Genomic DNA, 17,983 nt, shown 5'->3' with positions numbered 1-17,983 from the left:
AGAGATGAAAAAGCCTGTCATCCAATTTATCAACTACAGCTTTCAATATCAAAGCCAGGCAGAACCGACGCTGCATAATATCAATTTCACGATTTATGAAGGGGAAAAGGTGCTTATTGCAGGACCTTCCGGATCAGGCAAAAGCACGATCGGACATTGCCTGAATGGGCTGATCCCCTTCTCCTATAAGGGTGCGACAACAGGCAAACTTCTCATTAATGGCTACGACACAAAAGAATCCGATATATTTTCCCGGTCGAAGACGATTGGAACGGTGCTTCAGGATCCGGACGGCCAATTTATTGGGCTGACCGTTGGCGAGGATATTGCCTTTGCCCTTGAAAATGACTGCCGGCCTTATGATGAGATGCATTCGATTGTCAGAGAGGCAGCCGGGATGGTCGACATTGAAAGCCATCTTGGCTCCTCCCTGTATGCATTGTCCGGCGGGCAAAAGCAGCGGGTTTCGGTGGCGGGCGTCATCGTTGATGAGGTCGACATCCTTTTATTCGATGAACCGCTTGCCAATCTTGATCCGGCCACAGGCAAGCATGCGATTTCTTTGATTGATCATATCCAAAAGGAAACGGGAAAAACAGTCGTCATCATCGAACATCGGCTTGAAGATGTGCTGGAATATCCGGTCGACCGGGTGATTGTAATGGACGAAGGCAGAGTGGCCGCCGATTGTTCCCCGGATGAACTGCTTGCCTCATCGGTATTGGAAACATGCCATATTAGGGAACCGCTTTACGTGAAAGCGGCAAAATATGCAGGGATCGAGGTTACGGCGGAGATGCAGCCGTCCTCTCTCCCATCCTTTTCTCCCTATAAGGAAACGATACGGAACTGGTATGAAAGCGTCCGACTCCCCTATCCGGAGCCGGAAAAAGAAACGGTGCTGGAACTGGCACATGTCCGCTTCAGCTATGGAGACGGCAAAGAAACGATCAAAGATGTTTCTTTTTCTGTACAGAAGGGGGAAATGGTGAGCATCGCAGGGAAAAACGGCGCTGGAAAATCGACCTTGTCTAAATTGATCTGCGGCTTTGTACAACCTGATTCTGGCCAAATCTTTCTTGGCGGCCGGGATATTAGCGGCGATACGATCAAAGAACGGGCGGAAAAAATCGGGCTTGTCATGCAAAATCCAAATCAGATGATTTCAAAACATCTGATTTATGATGAGGTCGCCCTCGGGCTTGTCATGAGAGGCGTGCCTGAGGCAGAAATAAAGGAGAGAGTGGGAAAAACACTGACGATCTGTGGTCTTTACCCGTATCGAAATTGGCCGATTTCCGCGCTCAGTTTCGGCCAAAAAAAACGGGTGACGATTGCCTCCATCCTCGTCTTAGAACCGGAGCTGCTCATTTTGGATGAACCGACAGCGGGCCAGGATTTCCGACATTACACGGAGATTATGGATTTTCTTTCCAAATTGAACCAGCGCGGCATCACCATCCTCCTCATCACCCATGATATGCACCTTATGCTCGAATACACGCCAAGGGCAATTGTCATTGCAGATGGAGAAAAGATTGCTGATGATGCTTCTGCGGCCATTTTAACAAATCCGGCCATCTCCGCCAGGGCTAATCTGAAAGAAACATCTCTATACCACCTGGCCCAGCTTGCCGGAGTGGATGATGCCAATGATTTTGCCCGGCGGTTTATCGCCTTCGACAAGGAGGCGAGAAAAACATGGCAGTAGAAATGCTTTCCTATATTGAACGGCCGTCACCGGTTCATCGATTGAATGGAGTGACCAAGCTGATCTGTTTTCTCCTTTGGTCAACAGCCGCCATGCTTACGTACGATACCCGGGTACTCCTCTTCATGTTTGCCGCAAGCCTGGCCATTTTCAAGGTATCGCGTATTAAGATTCGGGATGTGGCTTTCGTTCTGTTTTTCATTTTGGCCTTTCTTCTGCTAAACAATCTCGCAATTTATTTATTCTCACCGCAGGAAGGCGTCAAAATTTATGGGACAAGCCATATTCTATTTGAAATCGCCGGACGCTACAATCTGACGTGGGAACAACTATTTTACCAGTTCAATATCACTTTAAAGTACTTAACAGTCATTCCAGCAGCGCTATTGTTCATTGTCACAACCCATCCGAGTGAATTTGCCGCATCGATGAGCCGGATCGGCATCAGCTACCGCATCTCCTATGCTGTTGCGCTCGCACTTCGATACATACCGGACATCCAGCGGGATTTCCGCACGATTGCAATCTCTCAGCAAGCGAGAGGCATCGACATGTCACGGAAGGAAAAACTATCAAAGCGGCTCCGCAATGCAGGTTCGATTATCATCCCGCTCATCCTGTCGAGCCTCGAACGGATTGAGGTCATTTCCAACGCAATGGAGTTAAGGGGCTTCGGCAAAAACAAGAAACGTACATGGTACAGCGGCAAACCTTTTGCTCGGCGGGACATCCTCACGCTCGCCGTGTTCTGCCTATTATTTGTCACGGCATTGACGATCACGTTTTGGGACAGCAGCCGTTTTTATAATCCATTTTAAAAAGCTGCCTCGGCCGAATTGCCGAGGCAGCTTTCTCAGTTGGACTGCGTCTCAATCTTCTTGATTGTAAATTCTTCGTTTTGAACGGTTTGGATTGTGATGACCCATTGCTCATCGAAATACTCCTCCGTACCAAATGCATCAGTGAAAGAATAAGATTCCTCCAGTGTGACTTCCGCTTCGTCCCCATAGTAAACGATATCGGAAATATAGCGGTTTATGAATGAATACTGTTCATCCATCACCCTTTGGAAAAAGGCATCAAAAAAAGGGGCCGCCTCACTGTCCATACTATAGTAGCTGTCAACATAAGATGAATTCCGATCCCGATTTGCCAAATCAAAGTTATCCAAGAAGTCCAGTACATACGCCTCGAGCGCATCCACTTCGGAATCATCATCCATCTCCACATTTTCCTCTTCATAAGGATACGAATCATACGGCTCTTGCCAGTCATAGTCTTCCCCATAATCCTCTTCCTCGTACATACCACCGTCTTGCCAATAGTCCGGATGCTCTTCATAGTAATAGAAAGACCCGTACAGTTCTTCAGGTGACATCGGATTGGCCGCCCATGCTTCCAACTGGGAGCTCACCGTATAAAGTGGAATTGAGAAGGCGATTGTCTGGTCTGCGGTCAGCACCGCCGAATTGATGCCAATCACCTTACCTGATTGGGCGTCAAGCAGCGGGCCGCCACTACTTCCCGGCGAAACCTGCGCATCAAGCTGATAGGCATTTTTATAATGGTACTCTGCATCAAACTCGCGGTGGGCTCCTGTCAAATAGCCGATCGATGCCGTGTTTTCCAGGCCTCGCGGACTGCCGAGAGCGATAACCTCTGTTCCGACCGCTGTTTCCGTGTTCTCAATCGGCAAAGCAGCCTGGCCCGCAAGTGCATCAACTTGGATAAGTGCAATATCCACTTGATCCGATAAGCCGATCACCTTACCGGACAAATTTTCGCCCTGGCTTGTTCTTACCGTGACATCCGTATATCCGGCAACAACGTGGGCGTTTGTCGCAACATGCCCTTGCTGGTCAAATAAAAATCCGGATCCTTGCGCTTCCTCTGTGAAAATTGTATACACTTTTCCCTGGGACTCTTGGATAATCGTCTTTTTATCCTTCGTCAGTTCGGGAGTTTCCTTCTTTTCTGCCGGACGCTCAGCAACCTCTTTCTTTATCGGCTGCACTGCCGCTTTTATCGGCTCGGCCTGTTTCTTCTGTCCATCTATGTATAGGAAGGTGCCCAGTCCGGCAAAAGTCAGCAATGCTATTAAACTGCAGATGGTGACGATTACTCCGAAACTCTTCCCTTCTTGCTTATGTACGCCGATCGGCTCTCCGCATTTACCGCAATATCGATCGGCCTTCTGATTCTGAGCGCCGCACTTTGAACAATACATCCCCCCGCCCCCTTTCTGCTTATATCGGCAGATAGCAGGACTTTTTAACTAGTAAATTGAAGATTTTGGGAGATGAACAGTAACTGCGGATTGTGTAAGCTGCCGGACATTGACACCGGAAGATATGAGATTTGGCTTTCTTCACGTGCCTATGCATCTCTTTGACACCGCAAAATTTCGAAACTGCTTTTCTTCCAGTGTCTATCCATCTCTATGTCAAATAGCGCCCGCGCGTTATTAACGCGGGGCGCCTTTGCTTCTGCCGGTTTTCGGTGCAAACTTGCGGAATTCAAACTGGATGCTCCCTTCCGACTTCTCCTTCCAGACGAGATACGCGTCGAATGGCTTTTTCCCTTTAAATCCCTTCATCAAGTTCGTTTTTCCTTTTTCCAACAGCTTCTTCGCATTCGTTTCGCTGATCGTTTTTCCGAGCAGCTTTTTCGTCAAGATAAAATTACATTTGGAGCAGCCGTACACCCGGTATTTGTCGACAACAGGCTCCCCGCATTTCGGGCAAGGCCCAAGCGGTCCAGCCGCCTTGCCTGCTTCGGGATAGGAGCTGAAATCCCAACCTTCGGCGCCCTGAATCGCATCTTCGACAAGCTTCCCGGCGAGTCGTTTCGACTGTTCTATAAATGGACCGGGCTGTGCCTCCCCTTTGCCGATTTCCTTCAGCCGCCGCTCCCAGCGCCCTGTCAGTTCCGGCGAGGCAAGCAGCGTTTCCTGCACCGCATCCATGAGGATAAACGCCTTTGCGCACGGAGCAACGCGATGCTGGACGATTTCGATGTATTCCAGCGACTTCAATCTTTCAATGATGTTCGACCTCGTGCTTTCTTCACCGAGGCCGGAAACATCCTTCAGCACTTTCCCCAAATCTTTATCATCAAGCGTCTGCCCGGCGTTCTTCATTGCCGTGATCAGTTCCCCCTCCGTATAGCGCTTTGGCGGGGTCGTCTTGCCTTCCGTCACTTTGACCGGGTCAGCGATTCCCCGCTCACCTTCCGATACATCGGGAAGAAGCGGGTCCTTTTTTTCATCGGACTTTTCCTTTTCAAAAATCACCTGCCGCCAACCGGGTTCGAGCATCTGCTTTCCTTTTGAAACGAAAGGATGGCCATTTACATGTGTCTTGATCTCCGTATGGGCAAAAATCGCCGGGCCGTAATGGGCGGCAATCAGAGAACGGGCAATCAAGTCATAGATTTTCCGTTCGTCGGGTGAAAGCCTGCCGAGATTCGGAACTTTTTCCGTTGGAATAATCGCATAGTGGTCGGTCACAAGCTTTTCATTGACATACCTTTTGTCATGAAGAACCGATCGTTCCGTCCTGCCGGCAAGCTGAGCATACGGCTCAAGCTTGGCAAGCTTGCCGAGAATTTCGGGAAATTGCGCCGCTTCGCCTTTTGTCACATGCTGGCTGTCCGTCCGCGGATAGGAAAGATACGATTTTTCATATAAAGCTTGGGTAACATCGAGCGTTTTTTTCGGAGAAAACTTATACCGTTTATTGGCGAGTGCCTGCAAGCTCGACAAGCTGTGGAAAAACGGCGGCAGCACATTTTTCGTCTCGCGGATAACTTTGTCGACAACCGCTTCCTGTTTGTTCGTCTCCTGCTGAATCTTCTCTGCCTCTTCCTTTTTGGCGAAGCGGGTCCCTTTTTCAGTTGTGTATTTTCCTTCATATCCTTTACCTGCCACGTCAAAACGGGCAACCACTTCATAAAACGGTTCAGACACAAAGCTTTGAATCTCCCTTTCTCGCTTTACGACCATTGCAAGCGTCGGCGTCTGCACCCTGCCGACGGAATAGACGGTCCGGCCGCCGCCTTTTTTCTGAATCAAAAGCGTATACGCCCGGCTCGCATTCATCCCGATCAGCCAATCCGCATAGCTGCGGGACATGGCCTCGTAATAAAGCGGAGTCGTCGATTCGATGCTGCGCAGATTTCCGAATGCTTGGACAACAGCGGCCTTTGTCAGGCTGCTCACCCATAGCCGGCGCATCGGTTTCTTCACGCCTGCCATCTTGACGACGAGCCGGACGATCAGCTCCCCTTCCCTGGCCGGGTCTCCAGCAGCAATAATCTCTTTCACCCGCGGATCTCGAAGCACTTCTTTGACCGCCTGATAGCGGGAGGCTTTAGAGCGGATCAATTGATATTGAAAAGACTCGGGAATCATCGGCAGCGATTCCAGCCGCCACTTTTTCAGCTCCGGATTCATCACATGCGGCTCGGCAATTTCGAATAAATGCCCGCTGCACCAAGTGAGCAGCGCCCCATCGGGAAATTCCCGGCAAGGTGCAATCTCGATATGATTTCCCCTCTTCGCGTGCTTGAACGGCGCCGCCAACGCTTGTGCCTGGGACGACTTCTCCGCTATGATCGCCTGCATTCCAATCCCTCCATCAAAACGTACGTTCGTTTCTCTCTATTGTACCGGAAGAGCCGGACAATTGGAAGACATGCCTCAAGCCGTGAAAAGAAAAAACGCTTAGCCCAATAGCTAAACGTTTTTTAACAGGCTGCCTATTTATCCAACCCAACATATTCAAAGAAAGCAAAATCAGCATAGGATCCAGCCTTCCGGTCCATGTCATGGACACCGATGCCGACAAAGTTCCCAGTAAATCCGCCTGCTAGGATCGTGACATCCAAGCTTTCACCAATCCGTTGCCAAGAATCCTGATTGTCCATCCGGTAAAAGAATTGGCCCACAGGACCGTCCACTTCTACCTTCAGCCCTACCTCCCCACTCTCAAGCGGGATGATCTCAGGAAATAATGTGAATTCCCCATCCACACATTGCATCAACCGGATCACACGCCCTTTTTCCTCGTCGACTGTCACATATGCATACATATAACGGCTGTCATTCAAATACAGCAGCAATCCGGCCATTTGATTGTATGTTTCCGGTGTATAATCCAGTTTCGTCTCCGCCTGGAAATGAAAGTCCTTTTGCCGGATCGCAAGGATATGGTGATCAAAAAGCGATTGAACCGAGTCGCCCGAGAAGATGCGCAAATAGCCTTCGCGGCTTGTTGTATTGCACCAGGAATCATCGGCCAAAATGCGCAGCGTGTTCCACTCTTTTGCAAGTTCCCCGTTAAAATCGTCCTGGAAATCCGTATTCCTTCTTTGCGTGACAGGCTCCGTTGTAACGATTTCCGTTTCCAGCTGCGGGCCATTGCCGCCGTCTTTCAGCCGCAGCCAGCCATCTTCCGTCCAGTACACCTCTTGAATCGCCGTTTCACGGCCCAAGATTGCTTTTCCTTGAAGCGGCCGGGTGCACAAATAGGCCATGTACCAGTTCCCTGTCGAGGTTTGGACGATGCTGCCATGTCCCGAGCATTGCAGCGGAGAGTCAGGTTTGTCACTCGCTGTCAGCATCGGATAATCCGGATCCACTTCATATGGCCCTGTCATATCCTTTGCCCGGCAGATTGTCACAGCATGGCCGGACCCTGTCCCGCCTTCTGCTGTGATCAGATAGTAGTAGCCTCCATGACGATATAAATGGGGAGCTTCTGTCTTTGCCAGCTCCGTGCCGTCAAAAATCTTATGCACAGGCCCGACCAATTTCTGCTCTTTTGCATCGTATTCCTGCAGCACGACACCGGCTGACTTATTGCCCGTTTCCATCCGATAATCCCAAATCTCATTCAGGATCCACTTACGCCCGTCCTCATCATGGAATAAGGAAGGATCGAAACCGCTGCTGTTTACATAAACAGGCTCCGACCACGGCCCGTTAATGCTCGGGGCTGAGATCAGATAGTTATGGCTGTCTTTAAATGGGCGTTTCGTACTTTTCACGTCCGTATAGATCAGATAAAATAGCCCATCCGCATAACTGATTTGCGGAGCCCAAATACTGCCGTTTTGCGGGTTTCCCTGTAAATCGACTTGGTCCGTCAAGATGTCTGTCTCATGTTCCCAATTGACCAAGTCCTTTGATTGGTAAATTCGGACGCCGGGCAGCCACTCAAATGACGAAACAGCAATATAATATGTATCCTCTACTCGCAATATATTTGGGTCGGGATTAAATCCCGGTAAAATCGGATTGACGATTTTGGTTCGGAACATGATTATCTCCTCTTTGTTCTGTTATTTTTCTGAATACACATAACGCGGCTGCAACGAAAAATAGAAAGGCCAGCGGAAAGGCAATCATCTGTGTGCCGATCAACGTCGCAGCACCGGCCGCTGTATAAAATAGTGCTGCCCATTTCGGTTTCCGATTCTTCCACAGGATAAAGGTGGCAACAGCAACGAGGATGATCGCGATGATGAGTGTCGTGCCAAACCAGGCAGCCAGTGCTTTTATCGCTTCAAAGCTATCGGAAACGTATTCTTCGGAAATTCCCTCCTGAAGAATCGGGAATACCGTGTTCTTGAACACCTTTTCCTCCATTGTTGTAAGGGTTAATGAAAACCCTCCCAGAAAAATCAAACAAAATACCGCGCCTGCCAATCCGATAATTCCTTCCCATTTTCGCTTCATGCCGTTGTTCCTTTCGTATCAGACTTGATGATCGTTCTGCTGTTCCAGCATTACATCATGACTTCCTCCAGCAACTCTTCTTCCGCTTTCGTGTTCCTTGATTCGCAGCGTTCCACTTCGACATTTTCACTGTATTCCACATAGAAAGCCGGCCCTATATGATTTTCAACCGTCACTCGCTCGAACAGGACGTTTTTTGCAAACCCTACGTAAAAACCGCGATTGTTCATGTCTTCGATCCCCGCCATCATCGCCGGTTTTCCGGGTACGGCGTTCTCCGCCATAGAAATATCGACGCGGTGGAAAGAAATTTCCGACACATATTGTTCAGCCAAGCCATAAATGAAGCCGGCAGAAGCATGGACATTCCGGGCGGTAATATCCGAAAAGTGTATTCGCCTGAACATTGGCGTATCATCTGTAACAGGATAAGGATTTTTGTCCCAGACGTATTTGTCCTTTCCCTTCGGCCCGCAGAAATAATAGAGATTCAGAATGAACGGGCACATCACCCTGTCCATGACAATGTTGCTGACACGTATATCTTCAACGATGCCACCGCGCCCGCGCCGTGATTTCAGCCGGATGCCCCTGTCCGTATCTTGGAACACACAGTTGCTGATGGCCACATTGCGCACATCGCCGCTCATTTCACTGCCGATCACAACCCCTCCGTGTCCATGCACCATCGTACAATTCGTAATTGTGATGTTTTCGCATGATACCCGTTCTGCCGTATCTTCCGTCCCTGCTTTGATGGCGATGCAATCATCCCCTACATCAATATGGCAGTTGCTGATCCTGACATTTTTGCAAGACTCAGGATCAATTCCATCCGTATTGGGCGAATCTGCCGGGTTGAAAATGGATACGTTGTCGATCGTGACATTGTGGCAGCGAATCGGGTTCACCGTCCAGCTAGGCGAGTTCTTCAACGTTACATCTTTAATGGAAACATGCTCACAGCCATCAAAGCTGATCAGCTTCGGTCTTGGAAAAGCCAATTGATCGCGCTGGTTCCGGAATATGTCCCACCATCTCATTCCATTTCCTTCTATGGTGCCAAAGCCGGTGACAGACACATGCATCGCATCCTCAGCATATATACAGGAAGCATACACTTCCCGCAACACCCCCTCCCAGCGTGAACGGACAACAGGATAATCCTCCTGTCGATCTGAAAACTTCAATACGGCTCCCGGAGACAAGTGCAGTTCAATATGATCCTTTAAAAACAAGGCGCCCGTTAAAAATTCACCCGCCGGGATAACAACTTTTCCGCCGCCATGTTGGTGTGCCTTATCAATCGCCTTCTGGATCGACAGCGTGCATACCCGCCCATCACTCGCCGCTCCGAAATCAGTTATAAGATAAGACGTCAATTTCCTTTCCTCCACTCATAATTTCCTCAAATTCAGCCAACGCCTGTAAAAATGCCCCTAACCCTTTCTGGTCGTTGCAGATGATCGGTTCACTGATGTAATACGCATACGTGCCGTCACGCTGGTCGTCTCCACCGAGCCCCGCCACTTGGCATGTTTTGTTTAAGTTCACCCATCCTTCTTTCGTGATCAGGACAAATTCATCAAGCAAGCCTTGATAAGCTTTCCGCAAAGGTAATTCCCATTCTCCTCGCTCAAGCACTCCGAGCCGGATCCCTTTCGCGATGGCGCATACATACATGCTGCTGCACGAGGCTTCCAAGTAATTGCCTTTTTCGCCGATTTTGTCGGTTACTTGGTACCAAACACCGCTTTTTTCGTCTTGGTATTTCACCAATTCCCTCAATGTGCTTTCCAATATTTCAATGAGGAAAGCACGGTCAGGTGTGTCTTCCGGCAAGATTTCCAATGTGTCAGCCAATGCCATGACATACCAACCGATCGATCGCCCCCAGAAATTCTCGGACAACCCTGTTTCTTTATCGGCCCAAGGCTGCACCCTCTTTTCATCCCATGCATGGTAGAGGAGACCTGTTTCCTTATCAATCAAATGACGGTAGCTGACCTGGAACTGGCGAATGCAATCAGCCACCCCTTTTCCATCCTCAAAAGCCATCACATATTCCGCATAAAATGGGGTACCCATATACAGTCCGTCCAGCCAGATTTGATGAGGATAAATTTGTTTATGCCAAAATGCACCCTCAGACGTTCTGGGGTGTTGCTCCAACTGTGATCGTATTAAATCTGCAGCTTTCTTGTATTTTTCCTCACCTGTTTCTTTGTAAAGGACAAAGAGCATTTTTCCATTGTTCACGTGGTCAATATTGTATTCCTCCAGGCGATACGCCCTGATTGATCCATCTTCCTGGACAAAGTAATCCATGTTTTCCTTTATATACTCGAAGTATTTCCGTTCTCCCGTTTGCTTCCAAACCCGTTCAAAGCCTTTTAAAATCACTCCATAGTCATAGGACCACTTTCCATTACAGCCTTTGCCCTCATAAAGACGTGGCAGCCTTTCCATAATGGAGTCGGCTGTCCGTATAGACCAATTCACTTCTGCCATTCTGACACTCTCCTTTTCTATCTAATTTCGATTGAAAGAACAAAAGGGAGGGGATATGTGTTCCTCCCTTTTATCCAGTTCCTTCGGTTTAGCTATTATTTATTGGCGGCCTCATAGGCTGCCTTGTACTCTTCTTTGATTGTTGTGCCGCCGGACTTGTTCCAGTTCTCGACTGCTTTCTTGAAATCTTCCAGACCGATTTCGCCTAGAATGTAGCGGTATGTGGCGTCAGTGACGATTTTATCCAATTCTGAACCTTGTGTTGTAAAAGTTGCCGACTCTAAAGGCACAGCAGGGTTGAATACGGCATATTGAGCGTTTTCAAGAATTTTCTCATCCGCTTCAGCTTTTAGCGGGTTTGGATCTTTCAAATTGTAGCCTGTTTCTTTAGGACGGGAAGAAGCAAATGGCTGTACTTCCTGCTGCCAAAGATCTTGGTTTGTAATTTCATAAGCTCCGTCTCCATTGATTGTGTAATGGGTGCCTTCGATTCCGTACGTCATTAATGTGTAAACTTCAGGATCCATCAGGTCATTGACAAATTGCAACAGGTTTTTCAATTCTTTTTCGTCTTTTACTTCCGAGCGAGGGAATGCAAGCAAGCCTCCAATTCCATTGCCCGCAGACCAGATGGCACGTTCTGGGTTGGACTTGGATGTCATGTCGCTCACGAGAGCCAATTCCATATTATCCTGGATACCCGCAGACATTGTTTTCAGGTTTTTCCCGTCAAATAAGGCCCCGACGTAAATTCCCGCTTTCCCTTGAGCAAAGTTCTGCTGCTGATCCGTTTTCGCTGTTACAGCAAAATCTTTGTTGATCCAGCCGTTATCATACAACTCTTTCATATAATCCATCGTTTCGATATAACCATCTGTCTCGAATTCGGCCGTAAAGTTTCCTTTTTTGTCAACTTCCCACTCATTCGGTGTGCCGAAGTAGGAGCTCAATGTTTTAAAAGCGCCATAGATGAGGTCGCTGCGGTCCATGAATCCGGTCGTATCCTTCTTTCCATTGCCGTCCGGGTCATCTTCTGTAAATGCCCTGGCTACTTCCATCAGCTCTTCTGTAGTTTTCGGTTCAGACAGGCCTAGATTATCCAGCCAATCTTTGCGGATGACTACACCATTTCGAGCCAAATCTTTTTGAAAAGGAACACCGTACAGCTTTCCTTCGATCGATGCTGATGTCCGGATATCCTCCGAAATCTCTTTCAAATTCGGAAACTCATCCAAGTAATCTTCCACATTCCAGAACATGCCTGATTTAAGCGCATTACGGACAGACGAGTTCTCCAGCATCGTCAGCGTGACAATATCAGCCAGAGAATCTGACGCTAATGCAGTATTAATCCGTTCTTCTTTTGATGCGTCCGGAATCCAGGAAAATTTGATGTCGGAGTTGGTCTTCTTTTCAATTTCATCTAAAACGGTATCCGTTGGCGGCGATGCCGTATGGAGGATGTTTAGCCACGTAATCTCCTTTGTCACATTTTCATCGGCTGCAGCCTTCTCTTCTTTTTTACCGGATGTTGCGTCACCGCTGCAACCTGCCAAAAACAACATTGCCGCAAGACCTGCACTAGCTAACTTCGACCCCTTTGTTAGTTTCATCCCGATTCTCCTTTGTAAAATAATATATTTTTTTATCTTCAACCTCATCTGTATTAAGCGCTTCCATTCTGGCGAATACTTGCAGAGCTGTCCACGTACTACAATAGAATAGAAAGCTAACACCGAAGAAGGTTAGAATTCCAGGGAAAAAGCTGATCGCCGCCCAATAAAGCAAGACGAGTGACAAAAGCAAGACGAGCGTGTACTGCAAGTAGGAAACGCCGAATAAGAACGACATCTTTATTTTCAGGAATGACCCCTTCCAATTGTAGTGGGCCATGATCGGAAAGATATAAACCAGTGATACCAGGTAGATGAAACTTATTACAAACAACGCAGCCCTTATATACCAGTTGGATACGTACATCAAATCGACAATGATCACATACCCCATGATCAGGTAAATCCAGCTGACCAGGACCGATTCCTTAAAGTTCTCCTTGTAGAACATCCAATAGGTTTTAAAAACTGGAGGATGCTTGCCTTGAATCCACTGCCTGCATATACTTGTCAATGCGTAAGTGGAGGGGCCGATGCCGAATATACCTAATCCCATTAAAGTGAAGAGAATCCACAGAAAATGGATATAGACCAAGTTCAAAATGCCCGTGAAAAAATGATTGAGCTTTTCTACTGAATTCAGCATCTTCGCCCCTCCTTTCTTTTAATACACGCCATCTTCGCCAAATTTCTTCGCCAACCTGTTTGAAAGCATGACCAAGATCAAGCCGACAACGCCTTTGAACAATCCGACCGCTGTACTGAAGCTCAACTGGCCATTTTTCAACCCTGCCGTATAGATGTACGTATCAAAGATTTCTGCCACGTTGCGGTTTAGCGAGTTGAGCAACAAATACACATGCTCAAAGCCCAAGTCCAGCGTGCTTCCAATCTTCAAGATTAACAGGGTGATGATGACAGGACGGATTGCCGGCAGCGTAACATGCCAAGTTTTCCGCAAACGCCCTGCGCCATCTATTTCAGCTGCTTCATATAATTGAGTGTCGACCGCTGTTATAGCCGCCAAATAAATGATAGTGGACCAGCCCAGTTCCTTCCAGATCACCTGAAGGATGTATACCGTTCTTGTCCAATCCGGCGAGGTCAGAAAGTTGATTTTCTCCATGCCCATGATTGCCAGGAATTCGTTGATGATCCCGCCATCCACATTTAAGAAGACATATGTGATCGACACGATGATAACCCATGACATAAAGTGCGGAATATAAATGATCGTCTGAATGCCTGCCTTAAAGTACCGATTCCTCACCTCATTCAGCATGAGCGACAGAATAATAGGCATCGGAAAGAATATGAATAGATTCAACCCGAATAATATTAATGTATTTTTCAATAGCATAAAGAACGTCGGTTCCGTAAATAGTCGGACGAAGTGTTTCATTCCCGCCCATGGGCTGCCCATGATTCCTAAGAAAGGCTGATAATCTTGAAAGGCAATAATGAGACCAGCCATCGGCAAGTACTTGAAGATAAGGAAGTACAATACGCCGGGAAAGATCATTAGATAGAGGAACTTGTTTTTTCTGATGCTGGCCATTGTTCTTTTTCTGTTGATGATTTTCTGCTGTTTCGCCGTTAAAATGGGCAAAGTCTCATCTGCTACTTTAACAGTGCTTTCCATTTTTCCCCTCCTCTTGCGTTGCTCATTACTTTTTCTTCTTTCCCAAGCATATGTAATATCGCAAATTACGTATATAATCATTTCGTGTTTGCGCTTTCAAAAGCCTTTGCAATAGGCTTCCCAGCCAAATTAGAGCAATGCCTAATGAGTATCACCACGCAAAAAGATAACTGAATTTTCTATTGTATTTTTTTGAGATATAGAAAGCGCTTTCTTTATTGTGGGGTACTGATTATATACGGAATTAGTTGCGGATGATATGGTGAAAGTAAATTTATCAACCTATGCTTTTCATACGAGGAGGATCTATATGAATAACACGAAGAAGAAAAAGTATTCGAAAGGCGGACGAGTATTCTCTATTGTAAACGGAACCATCCTGGTCTTGATTGCCCTCGTTTGTTTTTTGCCGTTTGTTAATATCATCTCAAGTTCATTCGCCTCTACACAGGAAGTCGTAGCAAGAAAGTTTATCCTTTTTCCCCATACCTTTTCTTTAGATGCTTACCGGTATATTTTGTCGACACCGACTATATTTAAGTCCTTGGCCGTTTCAATCGGTGTCACCGGGATAGGTACATTGGTAAGTATGATCCTTACCGCATTTATGGCATACGGCTTATCACGGAAATATCTGGTTGGAAGGGGATTCATCAATTTCCTTGTCGTCTTCTCCATGTTATTCAGCGGCGGGATGATTCCCACCTTTTTGGTTGTTAAAGCTGTCGGATTGATCGACTCGTATTGGTCTTTGATTTTGCCAGTGGCAATCAACGCTTTCAACTTAATTATTATGAGGAACTTCTTCCAAGCGCTGCCTGATAGTCTGGAAGAATCGGCAAAGATGGATGGATGCACAGATTTCGGCGTCTTCCTGAAAATCATGCTTCCGCTTGCCTTGCCATCAATTGCAACGATTTCCTTATTCTATGCCGTCACATACTGGAACACCTATATGACAGCGATTCTCTATATCAATGATTCTGCAAAATGGCCGATTCAAATTTTGCTCCGGCAAATTGTCATCGTGGCCAGCGGAATGCAAGCTGAGGGCTCCTCCGTGGATGTTGTCCCTCCTGCCCAGACCATCAAAATGGCTGTCATTGTAATCGCGACCGTCCCTATGCTCATTGCGTATCCTTTCGTTCAAAAACACTTCGTGAAGGGCGCACTCGTCGGCTCGGTAAAAGGGTGATCAGAGAAACGCCTTGGCCCATGTAGAAGCTTTAAAGTATAAACAAAAGGGGCTGCCCAGAAAGTCATTGAAAAACGATTTTCTGTGATAGCCCCTCTTTTATGTAAGTAAATAAATGTGTGCGAGTTCTGTTGCTTTCCGTTCCGAGGCACGCCCCTCAGAAAGCGTGCCATCTGGAGCGAAAATCAACTTTTCTATTTTCTCTTTTCTGATGAAAAACCAAAGCTGCCATTACATCCTAGTCCTAATGCCTATGTTCCTTGCGGTAGTCCCCCGGGGTTATGCCTTCTTTTTTCTTAAAAAAGCGGATGAAATTTTGTGAATTCCGGTATTGCAACCGTTCCGCAATTTCTTTTATTGTCATATCGCTCTCTTCCAGCCATTCCTTTGCCATTTCCAGCCGATATTCCATTAAATAGTCGACAAAGCTTTCGCCGTATTCTTTTTTAAATACGTTACTCAAATAGCTGCGGCTGTAATGAAGCCGGTCGGCAATCATTTCAAGAGAGATTTCCTTATCAAATTCCGCTTGGACAATGCTTGTAATTTTATCGGACAACGACTTGAAGCCTGCCTCTGTTTTATCTTGTGTACTCGTGATCACTGGCTTCAGTAAATCACTGATCAACAAGCCTTTAATTTTTTCCGGATAATATGCATTCATCGCTTCCTGGTATATCCCTTTGACATTTCTGAAGATGTTGGGATCTGCTCCAAGCAGCTGCCCTAATTGGATGAGCTCATTGACTACACGCATCAAAGCAACGCCCAAGCTGGTCGGGTTTTTGTTCGAACGGAAGATCTCTTCCACGAGGTGATCAGCTATTTTAGCGGCTTCTCCCTCATCTCCGGACCGGACGGCGCTCGTCAATTGATTTTGCAGCTCAACCGGAAATTTGGAAATTGATGCATCGTTCAGCATGGGGGCGATGTCCTTATAGAAAATGACTGACTCGGCTCCGACATTTACACGGTAATGCAACGATTCTTTCGCCAAGTCCACTGCCTTTTTGCTATCAATCAAGGAGTGATAAACTGGGCTAACGCCGACACTGACTTCGAGATTGAGAGAGTTTTTTACAGCTTTCTGGATCTCTTCGCAGTACTTCATGATCTGATGTTCAGCTTCCTGATCGTCTTTATCGAAAATAAAGATAGTCGCCTGCATTTCATCATTCAAAACGATCGGAATCAACCTCTCATGTTGCGGAACCATGTTTTCGACGATATTGTTAATCGACAATAGGAAAAGATCCTTTTCGACCGATTGTTGTTCCTCATAATGGTCAATTTGAATCAACCCTGTATAAAACACTTTTTCCTTTTCAAAATGATGGCCAAACTGCTCCAATCGGTGGATGACTTCATCTTCATTGATCCGCCTTCTAAATAAACTAAGGACAAACAATGTTTCCAGTTGCGGCTTTTGCTTTGACAAGTTGGCTGTCAGGAGTTCATTCTGACCGACAATCTGATCGACAGATTCCGCCAGCACGGAAAGTTCATTCCGTTTTAGATTGACACCTTTGATGTCCATCTTTTCTTGTATTCTCTTGATCGGCCGTGAGAAAGACTGAGCCAATATATACGAAACGAAGCCTACCAATAAGATCAACAGGATGGAAGCAACGAAAAGTCCAACCCTTGTATTATGGATCATTCCGCTAATTTCATTATCATCAATTTCCGATATATATAGCCAGTTGTTGTAATTTGATTGGACAAATACATACTTTTTCGCATGATCATCCGTAAATACATCAGCCGCCTGCCCATTATTTTCCGAAGCTTTCTTTACTTGCTGATACTGACGGCTGGTTAAGGATGGGCCAGACTGCTTGCTGGAATAAATCAGCTCATCTTGGCGATTGTAGATCTCCACTACCTTGTTTTGATCACCTACGATCTGGTCGATGCTTCTTTTTGGAATGTCCGCCATGCCTAAGGCAAACTTTTCACTTTTGTACATCGGCAAGGTCATGACCATCCTTATGCCATCATCAATCGGTTTCCAGAAAAGCCGATTTTTATTATGGGTCACATAAGAATTTTTATACTCTGCCACTTCTTGATCTGTCAGCTTTTTCAAGGAGCCGTTCACGATGCTCCATTTTTGCGTTAAGCTCGTCAAACTGTATTTGCTTCCCTCGATCCCCATCATTTCGATATAACTCAATTCTTCTTTTATATTCCGGTACCTGTCAAAATCCTTTTCAGACAGGGGATTCGTAAAAATACTTTCGAAATTGGCAGTTGAACTGTATGTAGTAAATCCGTACTCAATTGTTCTTACTTTTTGTTCCACATTATAGAGAATTTGCTTCGTATAATTTTTCTTTTCCTGCAAGAAATTTTGCTCTACAGAGTCATAGGTAGAGTGGTAGATAAATAGGCTGAAACCTGTGACGAGTGCAATCCCTAAGAGAAAAAAAGGGATAAATAATCTGTAGAACACCCTGCCTTTTCTCAAAGCGTTCACTTCCTTAACGAGTAATCTATTGTAAGCGTTGACATATTTTTTGTTTTCTTCTCTTGATATACTGCCACATTATGTTACCATGTTTCAGAAAAT

At 46.5% G+C, this 17,983-nt stretch carries 13 protein-coding genes; 3 read left to right on the top strand and 10 right to left on the bottom strand.

Annotation, left to right across the window (positions count from 1 at the left end; all coding sequences use genetic code 11):
- Positions 1-4: 4 nt before the first annotated feature.
- Together AC0TWI_RS08090 and AC0TWI_RS08085 are read left to right on the top strand one after the other, a co-directional pair.
- Positions 5-1,711, top strand: a complete 1,707-nt coding sequence (locus AC0TWI_RS08090) for an ABC transporter ATP-binding protein (RefSeq protein ID WP_488125835.1) — start codon at positions 5-7, stop codon at positions 1,709-1,711.
- On the top strand, positions 1,702-2,529 hold the full coding sequence (locus AC0TWI_RS08085) for an energy-coupling factor transporter transmembrane component T family protein (protein WP_488125834.1): 828 nt from the start codon (positions 1,702-1,704) through the stop codon (positions 2,527-2,529). The genes AC0TWI_RS08090 and AC0TWI_RS08085 overlap by 10 nt, the downstream gene beginning before the upstream one ends.
- Positions 2,530-2,564: 35 nt before the next feature.
- Here the strand turns inward: AC0TWI_RS08085 and AC0TWI_RS08080 are convergent, their stop codons facing one another.
- From AC0TWI_RS08080 to AC0TWI_RS08040, 9 genes are all read right to left on the bottom strand, one after another.
- Positions 2,565-3,938, bottom strand: a complete 1,374-nt coding sequence (locus AC0TWI_RS08080) for a trypsin-like peptidase domain-containing protein (protein WP_488125833.1) — start codon at positions 3,936-3,938, stop codon at positions 2,565-2,567.
- Between the two features lie 237 nt (positions 3,939-4,175).
- The gene (locus tag AC0TWI_RS08075) at positions 4,176-6,335 is read right to left on the bottom strand and encodes a type IA DNA topoisomerase (protein ID WP_488125832.1); all 2,160 of its coding nucleotides are present in this window, start codon (positions 6,333-6,335) and stop codon (positions 4,176-4,178) included.
- 134 nt (positions 6,336-6,469) lie between these two features.
- Positions 6,470-8,032 carry a glycoside hydrolase family 43 protein gene (locus tag AC0TWI_RS08070; protein ID WP_488125831.1) on the bottom strand — a complete coding sequence of 521 codons (1,563 nt, stop codon included), beginning with the start codon at positions 8,030-8,032 and terminating at the stop codon, positions 6,470-6,472.
- Positions 7,989-8,450 carry a hypothetical protein gene (locus AC0TWI_RS08065; RefSeq protein WP_488125830.1) on the bottom strand — a complete coding sequence of 154 codons (462 nt, stop codon included), beginning with the start codon at positions 8,448-8,450 and terminating at the stop codon, positions 7,989-7,991. The genes AC0TWI_RS08070 and AC0TWI_RS08065 overlap by 44 nt, the downstream gene beginning before the upstream one ends.
- Positions 8,451-8,500: 50 nt before the next feature.
- Complete coding sequence (locus AC0TWI_RS08060) at positions 8,501-9,832, bottom strand: glycoside hydrolase family 28 protein (RefSeq protein ID WP_488125829.1); 1,332 nt, start codon at positions 9,830-9,832, stop codon at positions 8,501-8,503.
- On the bottom strand, positions 9,810-10,961 hold the full coding sequence (locus AC0TWI_RS08055) for a glycoside hydrolase family 88/105 protein (protein WP_488125828.1): 1,152 nt from the start codon (positions 10,959-10,961) through the stop codon (positions 9,810-9,812). The genes AC0TWI_RS08060 and AC0TWI_RS08055 overlap by 23 nt, the downstream gene beginning before the upstream one ends.
- A 95-nt stretch (positions 10,962-11,056) precedes the next feature.
- Entirely contained in the window at positions 11,057-12,574 is a 1,518-nt protein-coding gene (locus AC0TWI_RS08050; protein WP_488125827.1) for an extracellular solute-binding protein, read from the bottom strand.
- Positions 12,543-13,220, bottom strand: a complete 678-nt coding sequence (locus AC0TWI_RS08045; RefSeq protein WP_488125826.1) for a YesL family protein — start codon at positions 13,218-13,220, stop codon at positions 12,543-12,545. Before AC0TWI_RS08045 ends, AC0TWI_RS08050 begins: the two co-directional genes overlap by 32 nt.
- A gap of 18 nt (positions 13,221-13,238) precedes the next feature.
- A complete protein-coding gene (locus AC0TWI_RS08040; RefSeq protein ID WP_488125848.1) occupies positions 13,239-14,132 on the bottom strand; it encodes an ABC transporter permease in 894 nt (297 codons plus the stop codon).
- A gap of 394 nt (positions 14,133-14,526) precedes the next feature.
- On the opposite strand from AC0TWI_RS08040, the gene AC0TWI_RS08035 reads away from it, so the two are divergent.
- On the top strand, positions 14,527-15,411 hold the full coding sequence (locus tag AC0TWI_RS08035) for a carbohydrate ABC transporter permease (protein WP_488125825.1): 885 nt from the start codon (positions 14,527-14,529) through the stop codon (positions 15,409-15,411).
- Between the two features lie 244 nt (positions 15,412-15,655).
- Here AC0TWI_RS08035 and AC0TWI_RS08030 read toward each other — a convergent pair whose 3' ends face one another.
- Entirely contained in the window at positions 15,656-17,890 is a 2,235-nt protein-coding gene (locus AC0TWI_RS08030; RefSeq protein WP_488125824.1) for a helix-turn-helix transcriptional regulator, read from the bottom strand.
- Positions 17,891-17,983 lie beyond the last annotated feature (93 nt).

It is taken from the genome of Lederbergia sp. B243.17 (assembly GCF_057657925.1).
The sequence above is the reverse complement of the archived record's forward strand: the minus strand, read 5'-3'. Positions and strand labels throughout refer to the sequence as shown.